Annotated in this window: 11 protein-coding genes; 4 read left to right on the top strand and 7 right to left on the bottom strand. The window is 43.0% G+C overall.

Features of this window, described 5'->3' with window-relative positions; genetic code table 11:
- Window positions 1-9: 9 nt before the first annotated feature.
- Window positions 10-1,452: an aminotransferase-like domain-containing protein gene (locus tag D9K81_RS08635; protein ID WP_120375461.1), complete on the bottom strand. Its 1,443-nt coding sequence runs from the start codon at window positions 1,450-1,452 to the stop codon at window positions 10-12.
- A 98-nt stretch (window positions 1,453-1,550) separates the two neighbouring features.
- On the opposite strand from D9K81_RS08635, the gene D9K81_RS08630 reads away from it, so the two are divergent.
- On the top strand, window positions 1,551-1,982 hold the full coding sequence (locus D9K81_RS08630) for a hypothetical protein (RefSeq protein WP_120375462.1): 432 nt from the start codon (window positions 1,551-1,553) through the stop codon (window positions 1,980-1,982).
- Between the two features lie 9 nt (window positions 1,983-1,991).
- Here D9K81_RS08630 and D9K81_RS08625 read toward each other — a convergent pair whose 3' ends face one another.
- Both D9K81_RS08625 and dapB read right to left on the bottom strand, forming a co-directional pair.
- The gene (locus D9K81_RS08625; protein ID WP_120375463.1) at window positions 1,992-2,636 is read right to left on the bottom strand and encodes an START domain-containing protein; all 645 of its coding nucleotides are present in this window, start codon (window positions 2,634-2,636) and stop codon (window positions 1,992-1,994) included.
- A 56-nt stretch (window positions 2,637-2,692) separates the two neighbouring features.
- Complete coding sequence (gene dapB, locus D9K81_RS08620) at window positions 2,693-3,514, bottom strand: 4-hydroxy-tetrahydrodipicolinate reductase (protein ID WP_120375464.1); 822 nt, start codon at window positions 3,512-3,514, stop codon at window positions 2,693-2,695.
- Between the two features lie 212 nt (window positions 3,515-3,726).
- Between dapB and D9K81_RS08615 the strand changes: the two genes are divergently transcribed.
- Window positions 3,727-5,370: a PglL family O-oligosaccharyltransferase gene (locus D9K81_RS08615; protein ID WP_120375490.1), complete on the top strand. Its 1,644-nt coding sequence runs from the start codon at window positions 3,727-3,729 to the stop codon at window positions 5,368-5,370.
- Between the two features lie 82 nt (window positions 5,371-5,452).
- Here the strand turns inward: D9K81_RS08615 and dnaJ are convergent, their stop codons facing one another.
- From dnaJ to D9K81_RS08595, 4 genes are all read right to left on the bottom strand, one after another.
- Window positions 5,453-6,574, bottom strand: a complete 1,122-nt coding sequence (gene dnaJ / locus D9K81_RS08610; protein WP_120375465.1) for a molecular chaperone DnaJ — start codon at window positions 6,572-6,574, stop codon at window positions 5,453-5,455.
- A gap of 106 nt (window positions 6,575-6,680) precedes the next feature.
- Window positions 6,681-7,058, bottom strand: a complete 378-nt coding sequence (locus D9K81_RS08605) for a hypothetical protein (protein ID WP_120375466.1) — start codon at window positions 7,056-7,058, stop codon at window positions 6,681-6,683.
- Window positions 7,059-7,180: 122 nt separating this feature from the next.
- Window positions 7,181-10,318 (bottom strand): efflux RND transporter permease subunit, encoded by a 3,138-nt coding sequence (locus tag D9K81_RS08600; protein WP_120375467.1) that lies wholly within the window; start codon window positions 10,316-10,318, stop codon window positions 7,181-7,183.
- A 2-nt stretch (window positions 10,319-10,320) separates the two neighbouring features.
- Entirely contained in the window at window positions 10,321-11,424 is a 1,104-nt protein-coding gene (locus D9K81_RS08595; RefSeq protein WP_120375468.1) for an efflux RND transporter periplasmic adaptor subunit, read from the bottom strand.
- A gap of 151 nt (window positions 11,425-11,575) precedes the next feature.
- Here D9K81_RS08595 and D9K81_RS08590 point away from each other — a divergent pair, with 151 nt between their 5' ends.
- Together D9K81_RS08590 and ppc are read left to right on the top strand one after the other, a co-directional pair.
- Window positions 11,576-12,193, top strand: a complete 618-nt coding sequence (locus D9K81_RS08590; RefSeq protein ID WP_120375469.1) for a TetR/AcrR family transcriptional regulator — start codon at window positions 11,576-11,578, stop codon at window positions 12,191-12,193.
- 152 nt (window positions 12,194-12,345) lie between these two features.
- Window positions 12,346-15,030 (top strand): phosphoenolpyruvate carboxylase, encoded by a 2,685-nt coding sequence (gene ppc, locus D9K81_RS08585; RefSeq protein ID WP_120375470.1) that lies wholly within the window; start codon window positions 12,346-12,348, stop codon window positions 15,028-15,030.
- The last annotated feature ends 160 nt before the right edge of the window (window positions 15,031-15,190 follow it).

Raw genomic sequence — 15,190 nt, 5'->3', positions numbered from 1 at the left:
TCATACATTTTAAGCGACCGCTTGATTACTCAACTCGCTCCGAACCCAGTCTGCAAGAAGCTGAATGGCCTGTTGAACCTCTTCTGATAGTTCATGGCCTGCATTGAGTCGGATACAATTGTTATAGCGGCTGTCTTCACCAAATAAAATGCCAGGAACCAAATTAATCCCTTGTTCTGCTGCAAAATAGTACAAGGCTAAACTATCAATTTGGTCTGGAAACTGAAGCCACAGCGCATAATTACCTTGCGGATGATTAAGGCGGAAATCGATACCCTGAAACGCTTGTGCAATAAATTCGCGGTACTGTTGTACCTGTTGTTGCAGTTTGGGGCGTAGCGCTGTTAAGTGCTGACGATATTCACGACTAAAAATAAAATCTGCCAATCCGAGTTGCAATGGCGTATTGACTGAAACATTACGCAAAATAATTTTTGCATGCATCGGTTTTAAACGTGTAGGCAAGCAAAACCATCCTACCCGATAAGAAGGAGATAACGATTTGGATACCGAACCGCAATAGATGACATAACCCTGCTGATCCCAATACTGAATAGGTAATGGTCGCTGCACGCTAAAACTACATTCGGCATAGATATCATCTTCAATCACATAGCATTGATATTTTGCCGCCAACTGAGCAATTTTTTCTTTCTCTGTATTACTCAAGCAAAAGCCCAATGGATTTTGAAAATTTGCAGTCAGCAAACAGACTTTAGCACCAGACTGTTGCATGGCGTGCTCCAATCGTACCAAGTCAAAACCGTCAGTATTGGCTGGAATCTCCACAATTTTACGCTTTAATAAGGCCAGCATTTGCAACTGACCATTATAGTTTGGCGTGGGCACGATCACCCCATCCCCTTCTTCGGTTAAACTTTGGATCATGACTGCCAATGTTGGCATACACCCGTTGCTGATATAAATTAGCTCTGGTGCAATATGAAATCCATCCTCTGCCCAATGTGCAGAGAGTGCTTCACGCAGTCGAATGTGGCCTTGGCGATCGCTATACAAAAAATCTTCAGGTTTACTGTACTTTAAGGCACGCTGAATAGATCGACTCAACGCTTTGGCTGGGACTAAATTAGGAGAGAGCTGAATCGAGCCTAAATGAATCAATTTGCTATTGATCGCAGCTTCATGAATCTCAATTTGTAAGGCCAAGTTGGAAACTTCACGCATTTCAGATTTAAAATCTGGATGCTTAGGCGCATGAATTGCACAATTCGAAAGAGCCGAGGGACGTTGTACAAAATAGCCTGACTTGGCTTTAACATAAATTAATCCCTGCGCTTCGAGCATTTCATAACAGCTTTTTGCGGTATTTAAACTAATGTTCTGTTGCTCAGCAAATTGACGTAGTGAAGGTAAACGCTGACCTGCGACAATTTCCCCTACCTGTATTTTTTGCCTCAGCTGCTGTGCCATCAGCTGATATTGAAATGCCATATCTGTACCCGTTTTTTTATATTTACTGTATCTGTATCCTAAACACTAACATATTTAAGCTTGCTGTACAGTTTTTCAAAAGGATACAGGAGCGATACATGAGAACAATAGCCACAGCGCTCAGCCTATTCAGTTGTGTTCTTGCACTTTCAGCCTGCAAGCCACAAGGCAATACTGTCGCTAAGCAGCAACATTTCATTTGCAGTGCATTAATTGAAGGCTTTTTAAAAACCCAAAATCTGACGGAATATCAGCTTTGGCGTGTTCAACCTGCATTGCAGCATGTTGCCAGTCAGCGCTTATATGTTTATGAAGCACAAACTTCCTATCATCCCCGTCTCATGCCGAGTCAAAAAAAATTGCGTTTTAACTGTGAACAAAACAGTGCTCAGCAATTTCAAATTAAACTGTCTCCACCAGCACAGACCAATGGTGCAGTCCCTGAAGAAACTTTGCTTAGCCTACAGTTGCCTCAGCCTGAACGGATGCGACAACTGACTGTGTATACACTGGGTTCATCAGAAAAGTAGTTTTAAACACTATTTTAAAATATCTGGTAAGGGCGCGAAATTCTTTGATTTTTCGAGCTCTACTTTCATTTTTTGTAGCATTTGATAAGGCTGCTGTTGCACAAACATATTCACGACGGACAATGGAATAGACCCCTCGGGATTGGCATACCCATAAGTCGACACTTTGACCTTTTGTGGCCCTAATTTCTGAAATGACCAGTCGCCTTCATACTGATTCAGTCGGACGTAGTTTTTATTCAGCAGATAGCCTTTCTTAATGGCTTTATTTTGTATGCTAATAATGCCCTGTGCATCTTTGCTCATTCTGCCTTGTACAACCAAATCGCGGTCTTTTAAAGGAAATGGAAAATCCAGCACCATATACAGTTGAAATTCCCCTTTTTTGTCATCCCTTGAGAGGACTTTCATTTGACTTAAAAAAGGGACCCACTCAACCGCATGATCAACATCGAGTATTAATGCGACTGCTTGTTCAATAGGAACATTGAGCGTGGTCTCAGCTTTATACATCATGATCGGGTTTTGGCTGTCTTGAATCGTCCAAACTTTAATATTGTTTTTATTAATACTGAGCTTAACGTGATCAGTAGGTGCTGCCTGTGTCATCGCAGAACATGCGAGTACACAGGCCATCAACAAGGCTTTTTTCATTCCAATTATTCGTCTTTTAGTTTTCTTTTATTTTTATAGCGGATTTTGAAGCGCTTTTATACTTGAATATCGTTAAATCCAAGTACATCTTTCATATCGTACTTACGCGCTTCACGGCCTACAACCCAAGCTGCCGCACGTACTGCACCGGCAGCAAAGTTCATACGGTTGGTGGCTTTATGAGTGATTTCAACACGCTCACCTTCACCAATAAACATTACCGTGTGTTCACCCACAATATCGCCACCACGAATGGTTTGGAAACCAATGCTTTGACGCTCGCGTGGACCTGTATGGCCTTCACGGTGATAAACTGCATCTTGTTTTAAGTCACGACCTAAAGTTGCTGCAATCGCTTCACCCATCATGAGCGCTGTACCTGATGGTGCATCCACTTTATGACGGTGATGCGCTTCAATCACTTCGATATCTACGGTGTCACCAAATACTTTAGATGCCAATTCTAGTAGTTTAATCGAGACATTTACGCCCACTGAATAGTTGGCTGCATAGACCACTGGTGTTTCTGTTGCAGAGGCGTCTAAATATGCTTTTTGCTCATCATTCATGCCTGTGGTACCAATCACAATCGCCACACCATGCTCACGGCAAATTTTTAAGTGATTCACAGTTGCTACAGGTGCAGTAAAGTCGATTACAACATCACAGTCGTCTACAACTTCTTCTAAACTACCCACAATTTTCACATTCAGACGGCCAATGCCAGCAAGTTCGCCCGCATCTGCACCCAAAAGTGAGCTTTCTGGACGTTCTACAGCGGCTGCAAGTTTAAAACCAGCTTGTTCAACAGCTTGAATAAGAATACGACCCATACGGCCGCCTGCGCCTAAAATCCCAATGCGTGGAGTTGCTGACATAACATTTTCCTAATGCTAGATTCAAAATTGCCCTTACTATAGCAAAACTCCTGAGTTTGGCTAAGTTTGACACAAAAAATTTATGCATTTTTCATCGCTTGGTATTTAGTAATCTGCAACGCATAAAATCAGTCGTGGCGGAGTCGTCTGTATTGCATTTTTTAGATGATTTTCGATGTATCATAGGCGAGTTTTTTTTATACTGAATGAGCATGAAAAACGTACTGTTTGCTTGTGCTGCAATATGCATTTTTTTCGCATGGCTACTCCCAGTCCATTACCGACCTTGGGTCACCTATACTGGTGAGCTTTATGCATTTATCTCCCTGATGTTTTTGACGGCTGCTTGCGTCAAAGACAAATTGTATCTTCCTAAAATTGGCCTGCCCTTTTTAGCTTTGGCTGTATTGCCTTTTATTCAATTGGCTTTGGGTCATGTGTACTTTTTTAGTATCGCATTTCTGGGCTTTCTCTATATTGCAGCCTTTTGGCTGGCAATGACTTTGGGCTTCAATCTATCCCAAGGTGCAGAGCAACGGGCAAAAACCTTCCGTTATTTAAGCTTTACCTTTTTAATTTCGGGTGTCGCTACCGGTCTAGTGGCGATTTGCCAAGCGCTGAATTTTGATGAGCCTCTCAATGCCATCATGATGAATATCAGTGGCACAACGCGTCCTTTTGCCAATTTTGCGCAGCCAAACTTAATGGCGACGTTCTTGCTCATGGCCTTAATGGCGACGCTGTATTTATATGAGAAAAAAGCCCTAGCTACGCGTTGGTTAGTGCTGGCAGCTTTACCCATTTTAATTGGCGTTGTACTGAGTCAATCACGTACCTCATGGGTCGCAAGTATTTGTATACTGCTCTACCTTGCTTACCAGCAATTCCGCCATCAGGTTCGTTTACGCTGGTTCTATAGTTTGGCGTGGTTTGCTCTGTTTATCGGCTTAATTGTGGTACTTCCGCATGTCACACAATTGCTCGCCGACAGCGCCAATATGGATGTGATTCAAGGTCGTGATTTGGCTCAACGTGCTGGTGGCGATATGTCACGCTTGGCGATTTGGCAACAAATGATCCATGCGGTCGCAGCACAGCCGTGGTTTGGCTATGGTTGGTACCAAACCAGTACCGCTTTTGTGAGCATCTCAGAGCACTTTCAAGGGCCTGTTTGGATTCGTAGCGCACATAACTTTGTACTGGATTTCATTCTTTGGAATGGATTTATTATTGCGATTCCATTCTTTATCTATATGGCTTACTGGCTTATTCAATTGCATCGTCAAGTGAACTCAGCGGAATCTGTCATTGGATTGCTGATGTTGGGTGCTTTCATCATTCACATGATGCTCGAGTTCCCACAGAATTATGCTTTCTTCCTCATTCCTGCGGGCTTTATTCTAGGTACACTACAAGCCCAATATGCACAGACCAAAACCGTAGCACTGCCTGCATTGGGCAATAAAATCATACTGGTCTTTGGCTTAGCCATGTTGGCCTTAGTCTATCGTGATTACGACACGCTAGTGCCTAAATTAGGCAATGTGTATAAAAATGAATTACAGCCTGAAAAGATCACCAATCATGATCGCATTTACGTGCTCACAGAATTAGATCAACGGATTAATTTTATTCTCATTGACCCGTTTACACCATTAAGCCCAGAGCAATTGCAGATGGCAGGCGAAATGGCACGTAGCTATCCAACCCGTTATCACCTCATTAAATACGCAAAAATGTTGGCATTTAATGGTAACGAAGCCGAAGCAAAACATCAGCTCAAGCTTTTGGCGATTATTCAAAAAACAGATATGGACTATGACAGCTTACTTCAAGGTGCTCCAGAGCAACCTTAATGCTGTGAATAGATATAAAAAAAGCGCCTTATGGCGCTTTTTTTATGCTTTGAATGGTATTGACTCAATCAACTCGTATCAATTAGTCAAATAAACGATCTAAAAACGATTTTTTCTTCGGAGAAGATTTACCGCCTTCTTCACTTTCCATACTCGCTTGTAATTCTTTGAGTAACTCACGTTGACGTGCAGTCAAATTCACAGGGGTTTCCACCACAATACGGCAGAGTAAGTCACCTTGCATGCTGGTACGTACAGGTTTTACACCTTTACCGCGTAAACGGAAGATCTTACCAGTCTGTGTACCTTCAGGTACTTTCAAGCTTACACGACCATCAAGTGTTGGAATCTGAATTTCTTTACCCAAAGCTGCATCAGCAATGCTTACAGGTACATCCATATACAGATCTGCACCATCACGTTGGAAGATTTCGTGTTCACGTACAACCACTTCTACGTATAGGTCACCTGATTGACCATCACGAATCGCTTCGCCTTTACCACTTAAACGTACGCGATCGCCGTTGTCTACGCCTGCTGGGATGGTTACTTCTAAAGTTTGCTGGCGGTCAGACACACCAGAACCATGACATGTATTACATGGGTTCTTAATGATTTTACCTTGACCACGGCAGGTATTACAGGTTTGCTGTACAGAGAAGAAGCCTTGTTGCATACGCACTTGACCCGCGCCATGACAGGTTTTACAAGTTTCTACATCGTTAGGATTTTTAGAGCCTTTACCATCACACGTTTCACACGGCGCAGGCGCAGTGAAAGTAATGGTTTTTTTGACGCCCTTCACCGCTTCTTCAAGGGTGAGTTCCATCACATAGCGTAAGTCTGAACCACGGCGTGCGCGTTGCTGACCACCACGGCCACCACCACCAAAAGCACCACCGAAGATATCACCGAACTGACTGAAAATGTCTTCAGCGCTGAAACCGCCACCAAAGCCGCCACCGCCGCCCATACCGCCTTCAAATGCTTGATGGCCCATACGGTCGTACATGCTACGCTTTTCGCTGTCTGAAAGGACTTCATAAGCTTCCGCAGCTTCTTTGAATTTCTCTTCAGCTTCTGGGTTATCTGGGTTACGGTCAGGGTGATACTTCATCGCCAACTTACGGTAGGCTTTTTTAATTTCATCATCACCTGCGGTTTTAGATACGCCTAAAACCTCATAATAATCACGTTTAGCCATGTCTGGCGATGCTCCTCACGGAATTTATTTAATACTAAGCTGTGGTCTGAAATTGGGGGATCAAACCATTTTTTCAAGGGTCAACGGTGAAAAAAATATAGACGAATTAAAAAACTGCTTTATTTTTAAAGAATTTAGATAAGCCTTGCACCCATGCATTTAACAAATACAGAAATGCAATGGCACTAAAAATAACACCCGCAACAGTACAACCTGTTACCCAAAGTGCGCTGTCCCAATAAAAGAAAAAGAGTGGAATAAACCAAAGTGCTGCAAACAAAGCCAAAATAGTGAAAATTACAATGCTACGCATCACCCAAAATGCCTGTGCTTGTAGCCAAACTTCAGCGGAATCAACCTGTGTGATTTTGCGCGCCAGCCAATAAGCCAACACACCGCTGACCACGGTAAACATCGCCAAAAACATGAAGACGTAAGAGATCGCAATATAGCGCCGATACTTGATCAGTTTATCTGTCGTCATGTCTGATTTAACCCCACACACTGCCCTGTGAATCTTTACCTGAACAGTGTTTGTCTTATAAAAATTTTCAGCAAAGATTTAGGTGCTACTATATTGAAAAAAACAATATTTCGCACCCATTTTTACACTTTCTCAGGACTTTTTTTCACCTTAAACCACTGTGCATACAGGGCTGGTAGGAAGAACAACGTTAACAGTGTCGCAACAATCAAGCCCCCCATAATCGCAACAGCCATTGGACCGAAGAAAATACTGCGCGATAAGGGGATCATCGCCAGAACTGCGGCGAGTGCAGTGAGTACAATTGGACGACAACGACGTACCGTTGCATCTAAAATCGAGTCCCAAGGATCATGCCCTGCTTGTATGTCTTGTTCGATCTGATCAATCAAAATCAGTGAATTTCGCATAATCATGCCGGATAGTGCGATGGTGCCCAGCATTGCCACAAAACCAAATGGTTTATTAAAAAGTAGTAAGAATAAAACCACACCAATAATACCCAGTGGCGCAGTCAAAAAGACAATAAATGTCCGCGACATACTCTTCAGCTGAATCATCAGCAAAGTTAACACCACAGCAAGGAACATTGGCATACCCGCATTGACTGAAGACTGACCTTTTGCAGATTCTTCTACCGTGCCCCCCACTTCTAACAAATAACCATTTGGTAGTGATGCACGTAATGTTGCCAATGGTTCTGCAAGCTCATTGACGACTGTTGCTGGCTGTAACTGACTACGAATATCTGCCCGCACCGTAATGGTTGGTAGGCGATTACGATGCCAGATCAGACCATCTTCAAATGCATATTCAATTTTGGCAATTTGCGCTAAAGGTACTGATTTTCCCGAAGCTGTCGGTACAGCCAAACTGCTGAGTGAACCCACATCCACACGATCTATTTGATCACCACGCATACGGATTTCAATCAAATCACGTTTTTCACGGTATTGATTAACCGATGCCCCGCTAATTGCACTGCTTAAGAAATTTGATAAATCTAAACTGTTCACGCCCAATTGGCGTGCACGATCTTGATCAATCTCTAATTGAATGACTTTACTTGGCTCGCCCCAATCCAAATGCACATTGGTACTATTCGGATTCGCACTGATTGTCGCAGCTACTTTTTGTGCCCATTCACGCACCACATCCAAATTTTCACCCGATACGCGGAACTGTAATGGATAACCCACAGGTGGGCCGTTTTCTAATAAAGACACGCGGGTCCGTGCTTCAGGCAATAACACCCGAATCTTTTCACTCAAATTACGGCGAATCTCATCACGATCATCTAAGGATGATGCCAACACCACAAATTGTGCAAAGCTGGCCTGAGGTAATTGTTGATCTAAAGGCAAATAAAAACGTGGCGATCCCGTACCCACATAAGCCACAAAATTATCAATCCCTTCTTGTTTTGATAAAAATTGCTCAACTTTACGTACAGCAACTTCGGTGGCTTTTAACGATGCACCTTCTTCCAGTTTGATATCCACCAAAATTTCGGCACGGTTAGATGGCGGAAAAAATTGCTGGGGAACCAACTTAAACATCATCACAGAAAGCACAAAAATGGCCACCGTGGTTACAATCACTGTTTTACGATAGGTGACACATAGATTCACCCAGCGCTTAAAACCTTGGTAAAACTTGGTTTGATAAGGATCGTGATGTTCACCCGCATGATGTACCACGGATGCAGGTTCGGGTTGCTTACGTAAACGCGCCAATAATCGTGCATACCAAGGCGCTTTTTGTACCAAATCTTTATTAAAGTCAGGAAGTAGTTTATCGCCTAAATAGGGCACAAACAGTACCGCTGCAAACCACGAGACAATTAATGCAATGGTGACGACTTGGAAAATAGAACGGGTGTATTCCCCGGTACTCGATGCCGCCGTAGCAATAGGTAAAAAGCCCGCCGCCGTAATGAGTGTTCCTGTGAGCATAGGAAACGCAGTGGTTCGCCATGCATGGCCAGCTGCTTGTATTCGGCTATAGCCTTGCTCCATTTTAATTGCCATCATTTCTACGGCAATAATGGCATCATCCACCAACAGTCCTAAAGCCAAAATTAAGGCCCCTAAGGATATTTTGTGTAGACCGACATCAAGCATATTCATGCCTGCAAAGGTCATCGCCAAAACCAAAGGAATAGAAAATGCGACCACCAATCCAGTACGGAAACCTAAGGAGAAAAAGCTAACCAACAGGACGATGATGACGGCTTCTGCCAAGACTTTCATAAACTCATTTACACTGCGTTTCACCGCGACAGGCTGGTCTGAAACCTTTTGTAGTGTCATCCCCAGTGGTAATGATTTTTGTAGCTGTGCAAATTCAGTTTCTAAATGCTTACCTAGCGCCAGAATGTCGCCACCTTTGCGCATAGACACCGCAATGCCAATACCATTTTCACCCATAAAGCGCATACGTGGCTGTGCAGGATCGCTAAAACCACGGTAAATATCAGCCACATCACCCAACTGAATGGTTTGACCATTCACCAACAAAGGCATTTTTTTGAGTTCTTCGACTGTTTTTAAGCTACCACTCGCACGCACTTGTATACGGTCAGACTGAGTTTCAAAAAAGCCTGCACTTGCTACTGTATTTTGCTGTTGTAAGGCTTGCTGAATGGCTGAAACTGGTACGCCCAATTGAGCCGCCTTGGTATTGGACATTTCTATCCAAATCTTTTGATCTTGCAGACCAATCAAATCGACTTTGCTGACATCCTGCACGCGTTGCAATTGTAGTTGCAAACGGTCGGCATAGTCTTTAAGTATCGCATAGTCAAAATCTTTGCCTGTGAGGACATAAATATTGCCAAAGGTATCGCCAAACTCATCATTAAAAAACGGCCCTTGCACCCCGCTCGGCAGCTGATGACGAATGTCGTTGACCTTTTTACGCACCGTATACCAAACGTCAGGGATATCTTTTGAACGCAAAGAATCTTTAGCAACAAAAGTCACCATCGATTCACCGGGACGTGAAAACGCCATAATGCGTTCATAGTTGCCGGTGGTCATAAGTTCTTTTTCAATACGGTCTGTGACTTGTAGCGATACTTCCTCAGCCGTTGCACCTGGCCAGTAGGTCTGAATAATCATGACCTTAAAGGTAAAGGGTGGATCTTCACTTTGCGCTAATTTGGAGTATGAAAATACGCCGACGATTCCTAACAGGATCATAAAATAAAGGACCAACCCTTTATTTTTGAGCGCCCATTCCGACAGGTTAAAATTCATCTTTAACCTCCAGCTCGAACAGTCACAGTCCGATTTTCTCGGTCAATTGGACGAATTTTTTGCTTGTCACGCAGTAAATGTACGCCACCAATCACCACATAATCTGAAGGGTTTAAACCGCTCAGCACAGGCACACTGTCACGCCCGTATGCCCCTAAACTCACAGGCACCTTATGAACTGTATTGTCCGATTTTACGGTCAGCACATAAGCCTGTTGCCCTTGCGCAGACACACTCGACAATGGAATGTTTAAAGTTTCATTCGTCACGTTTTTTAAAAATACCCGTGCGCTTTGTCCAAGTTGAATAACACCAGAACCTTCACGCAAAGCCACTTTGACACGATAAGTGCGTGACTGATCCGTAGCAGGTGCAATTTCACGGACGTAAGCGTCAAAACTTTCGTCTGGCTTCGACCATAAACTCACTTTCGCCACTTGGCCTACTTTAATACTGGAAATAAGCTGTTCAGGTACACCCACCACAACATCACGCTCACCATCAATGGCCAACTGGTACACTGCTTGACCAGCTGCCACAACTTGCCCAACTTCAAAATTACGCTCGGTAATTACGCCATTTTTACTAGTAATCAATTGGTTATATTGCGTTTGATTTGAGCTAACTTCATGATTAGATTGAGCTTGCTTTAAGCTCGACATCGCCGCTTTATATTGGTTTTCTATCGCATCATATTGTGAACGGCTCACGGCATTCATCGGCAATAATTGCTGATAGCGCTTTAATTCATCGCCTGCAATTTTTGCAGCCGATTGAGCACTTTCTAATTGCGCACGGGTCACATTTTTTTGTAACTCTGCATCTTTAACATCTAAACGTGCCAAGACCTGCCCAACATGCACCCGATCACCGACATCAACATAACGGTCGACCACCTGCCCTGCCACACGAAAAGCCAGCGCAGTTTGTTGGCGCGCTTGTACCTCACCCGCATAGCTTTTTTGCTCAGTCTGACTACTGCTTGCTTGGGCCACCATGACCAAAGGAATTTCCTGCTCCTTTGGTGCATCATTATGACTACACCCCCACAAGGTCACACTACAAACGATGATTATGCCTATGCAGGCGGTCTTAATCGTACTCATGAACTTAGGCTCTTATCTAAAGTTGTTTTTTCAGGCAATATAGACGAAATTAAAATGGTTATTTTTTAATTAATAAACTATACGGTACATTAATTATCTATTTAGGATAAAATCAATGACTTTAATGACATTTTGGAATTTTTTTTAGCAAATGACTGCTGGCCGCCCAAGAGATTTAGAAAAACGAAAACGGATTTTAGATGCTGCAAAAGTTCTATTTTTAGAATGTGGCTATCACGGCTGTAGCATGAACAAAATTGCGCAAAAAGCCGATGTCACCAAACTGACCGTCTATAACCATTTTCAAGACAAAGAAAGCCTATTTACCTGTGCGATTGCAGAAACCTGCGACTCACTCATTAATGCTCGCCCGATGGTTTTAAGCCATGACTGTAATTTTATTCAGGCATTTACACATGCCTGTGAACTCACCCTAAATTTGGTGAATTTACCCGAAGCCCTCAAAATGGAATACTTATTGCTGGAATTAGCCTCTCAGCATAATCCGCTGGCACAGCAATTTTATAATGCATCGCATCAGAAACTCAGTGCCTTATGGCAAAACTTCTTTGACCAAGCGGTGGCTTTAAAGTTTATTCAGCCTGCACCTGAGCGTGAACATTTGCTGTTATTGTTTTCTTTGTTATTGGGTATGCGCCATCATGAAGTACTGATGGGCGTACGTGAAGTTCCAAATCAGCAAGACTGCAAACAGATTATTCAATACACCATACAGCTGTTTTTACTGCGTTATCCGCCTAAAATTTAAATCATATTGGGTTAAAAACACTCCTTTTACGTTGCTTTGGCATCTTGTTTGCTAATTTATAAGCAAAACAAATCCGACTTTTGTCGCGGTTTCACTTGGCAAGGCTGAGATTCGCGCTATAGTCAAAATCAAGGACATAAGGAGACCGCAAAATGATTCAACAAATTGATGCTCCACTTAGAGAAGATGTACGCCTGCTGGGGAATTTATTGGGTGAAACCCTAAAACAACAGGCTGGACAAGATTTGTTTAATCAAGTTGAACAAATTCGTGCCTTAGCCAAGGGTGCACGTGATGGTCAAGCTGAGGCAGAAAAAGAACTCGAAAAATTATTTTTAAGCTTAGAAGACCATGAAATTCTGCCCCTTACCCGCGCTTTTACCCACTTTCTAAATTTTGCTAATATTGCAGAACAATACAATGTGGTGCGCAGCCGTCGCCAAAGCGAATTTGATGAACATGCCCCATCACCAAATCCTTTAGATCACTTATTTCAAAAATTTAAAGATCGAGACATCAGCTCAGAAACGCTCTATCAACAAATTTGCGAACTCAAAATTGAATTGGTACTAACTGCACACCCGACTGAAGTCAGTCGCCGTACCCTGATTCAAAAATATGATGGTATTAATGACTGTCTGTTTCAAATGGATCAGCAAAAACTCACCCCACGTGAACGCACAGCCGTTTTAGATGATTTAAAACAACTGATTTGCTCTGCATGGCAAACCGATGAAATTCGTCAGCATCGCCCAACGCCTGTAGATGAAGCCAAATGGGGCTTTACCACGATTGAGCAAACCTTATGGAATGCGGTGCCTAAATTCATGCGTGAATTGGACGGCATGGTGAGCGAACATTGTGGTCAGTCTTTGCCACTCACCATTGCACCAGTTCGCTTTGCCTCTTGGATGGGCGGTGACCGTGATGGCAACCCAAATGTAACGCATGACATCACTCAAGAAGTTCTGTGGTTATCTCGTTGGAAAGCAGCAGATTTATATGTACGTGATATTGAAGCACTCCGCTGGGAACTCTCGATTGAACAGTGTAGTGATGAATTACGTACAGCCTTAGGTAAAGAGCATGCTGAACCCTACCGTGAATATTTACGTGATACGCGCCAACGCCTAAAAGCCACACGTTTTTGGCTAACAGAAAAACTTCGTGGCCATGATGCTGATGACAGCCAAGTGATTAAAAGCAAAGATGAACTGCTTCAACCTTTGTTACTTTGTTACCGCTCACTGATTGAATGTGATTTGCCTGAAATTGCCAATGGTAAACTATTGGACTTTATTCATCGCGTAAACTGTTTTGGTATTGAATTATTAAAGCTCGACATTCGCCAAGAATCTGGACGCCACCGCCAAGCCATTTCTGCTATAACTGAATACTTAGGTTTAGGGAATTTTGAAACTTGGACCGAACAAGCACGACAAAATTTCTTACTGCAAGAGCTACAAAGCAAACGCCCATTGTTACCTAAACATCTCAGTGAACCTGAAGGCAGTCTGATTTGTCATCCAGATGTGCAAGAAGTGTTTGCCACCATGCGCACTTTGGCCTCACAGCCAAGTGAAAGTTTGGGTGCCTATATTATTTCAATGGCGGAATATCCAAGTGATGTGCTGGCGGTGTTGCTTCTGCAAAAAGAAGCCGGCATTTTAAATCCTTTACGTGTCGTTCCTCTATTTGAAACCCTGAAAGATTTAGACGGCGCGTCTAAAACCATGAACACCCTATTTAATATGCATTGGTATAAACAGCATATTCAGGGCAAGCATGAAGTGATGATTGGTTACTCAGACTCAGCCAAAGATGCAGGATTTATGTCTGCCAACTGGGCACAGTACCGTGCGCAAGAAGAACTCACTGAAATTGCAAAAAATCATGCCGTACAGCTCACCTTATTCCATGGCCGTGGCGGTTCAATCAGTCGTGGTGGCGCACCGACACAGCAGGCATTGTTCTCTCAACCCCCTGGTTCAATCTCTGGGGCAATTCGTGTGACTGAACAAGGCGAAATGATCCGCTTTAAATTTGGTTTAGAAGGCATCGCACTGCAAAACCTTGAGATTTATACAGCGGCAACACTTGAGGCCACTTTACTTCCACCTCCAGTACCCAAAGCAGAATGGCGCGAGCTCATGCACAGCATGACCGATTTATCGGTACAGGTATATCGCCAAACGGTGCGTGAAAACCCACATTTTGTGAAGTACTTGCGTACCGTGACGCCTGAGCTTGAACTGCAAATGTTGCCTTTAGGCTCGCGTCCTGCCAAACGTAAAGTTACTGGTGGCATCGAATCTTTGCGTGCAATTCCATGGGTATTTGCATGGACACAAATTCGTTTGATGTTGCCTGCATGGTTAGGAACAGGCGCTGCCATTAATCAAGTGCTCGACCAAGGCCAAAAAGCCATTTTGGAGGATATGCTCCATAAATGGCCGTATTTCCAAACCTTAATTGATATGCTGGAAATGGTACTCTCTAAAGCAGACAGTCATGTGGCCTTATACTATGAATCACATCTGACTCAAGATGAAGATTTGAAAGTCTTAGGTGAAGAACTACGCCAACGCCTACGTGACGCGGTGCAAACACTTTTAGCACTCAAAGGTGAATCTAAGTTACTCAGTAGCAATGATGTTTTAGATCAATCGATGAAAGTACGTAAGCCTTACTTATTACCCTTACATCTGCTTCAAGCTGAATTGATGAAACGTCGTCGTACCTATTTAGCCAATTGCCAAGCTGAACATACGCCAGTCGATCATGCACTAATGGTGAGTATTGCAGGTATTGCTGCTGGCCTACGTAATACCGGCTAAGTTAAACCTATATATTTGTTAGATTAAGAAAAAAGCACATCACATTGATGTGCTTTTTTTATGATCAACTGCGTGAAATATCCATAATTTATTTATATATAGAATAAGATTTATTTATAACAATATCACTTTACATAATTCGTGATTAATACCTGATTTA

Origin of the sequence: Acinetobacter chengduensis (assembly GCF_003664645.1) — a bacterium.
Classification (GTDB): Bacteria; Pseudomonadota; Gammaproteobacteria; order Pseudomonadales; family Moraxellaceae; genus Acinetobacter; species Acinetobacter chengduensis.
This window is presented reverse-complemented; position numbering and strand designations above follow the sequence as displayed.

What these genes read in the sequence shown, in the direction of transcription:
- D9K81_RS08590 (WP_120375469.1), top strand. Translation starts at nt 11,576, where the DNA reads ATGACTGCTGGCCGCCCAAGAGATTTAGAAAAACGAAAACGGATTTTA.
- dnaJ (WP_120375465.1), bottom strand. Translation starts at nt 6,574, where the DNA reads ATGGCTAAACGTGATTATTATGAGGTTTTAGGCGTATCTAAAACCGCA.
- D9K81_RS08625 (WP_120375463.1), bottom strand. Translation starts at nt 2,636, where the DNA reads ATGAAAAAAGCCTTGTTGATGGCCTGTGTACTCGCATGTTCTGCGATG.
- D9K81_RS08635 (WP_120375461.1), bottom strand. Translation starts at nt 1,452, where the DNA reads ATGGCATTTCAATATCAGCTGATGGCACAGCAGCTGAGGCAAAAAATA.
- D9K81_RS08615 (WP_120375490.1), top strand. Translation starts at nt 3,727, where the DNA reads ATGAAAAACGTACTGTTTGCTTGTGCTGCAATATGCATTTTTTTCGCA.
- D9K81_RS08595 (WP_120375468.1), bottom strand. Translation starts at nt 11,424, where the DNA reads ATGAGTACGATTAAGACCGCCTGCATAGGCATAATCATCGTTTGTAGT.
- dapB (WP_120375464.1), bottom strand. Translation starts at nt 3,514, where the DNA reads ATGTCAGCAACTCCACGCATTGGGATTTTAGGCGCAGGCGGCCGTATG.
- ppc (WP_120375470.1), top strand. Translation starts at nt 12,346, where the DNA reads ATGATTCAACAAATTGATGCTCCACTTAGAGAAGATGTACGCCTGCTG.
- D9K81_RS08600 (WP_120375467.1), bottom strand. Translation starts at nt 10,318, where the DNA reads ATGAATTTTAACCTGTCGGAATGGGCGCTCAAAAATAAAGGGTTGGTC.
- D9K81_RS08605 (WP_120375466.1), bottom strand. Translation starts at nt 7,058, where the DNA reads ATGACGACAGATAAACTGATCAAGTATCGGCGCTATATTGCGATCTCT.
- D9K81_RS08630 (WP_120375462.1), top strand. Translation starts at nt 1,551, where the DNA reads ATGAGAACAATAGCCACAGCGCTCAGCCTATTCAGTTGTGTTCTTGCA.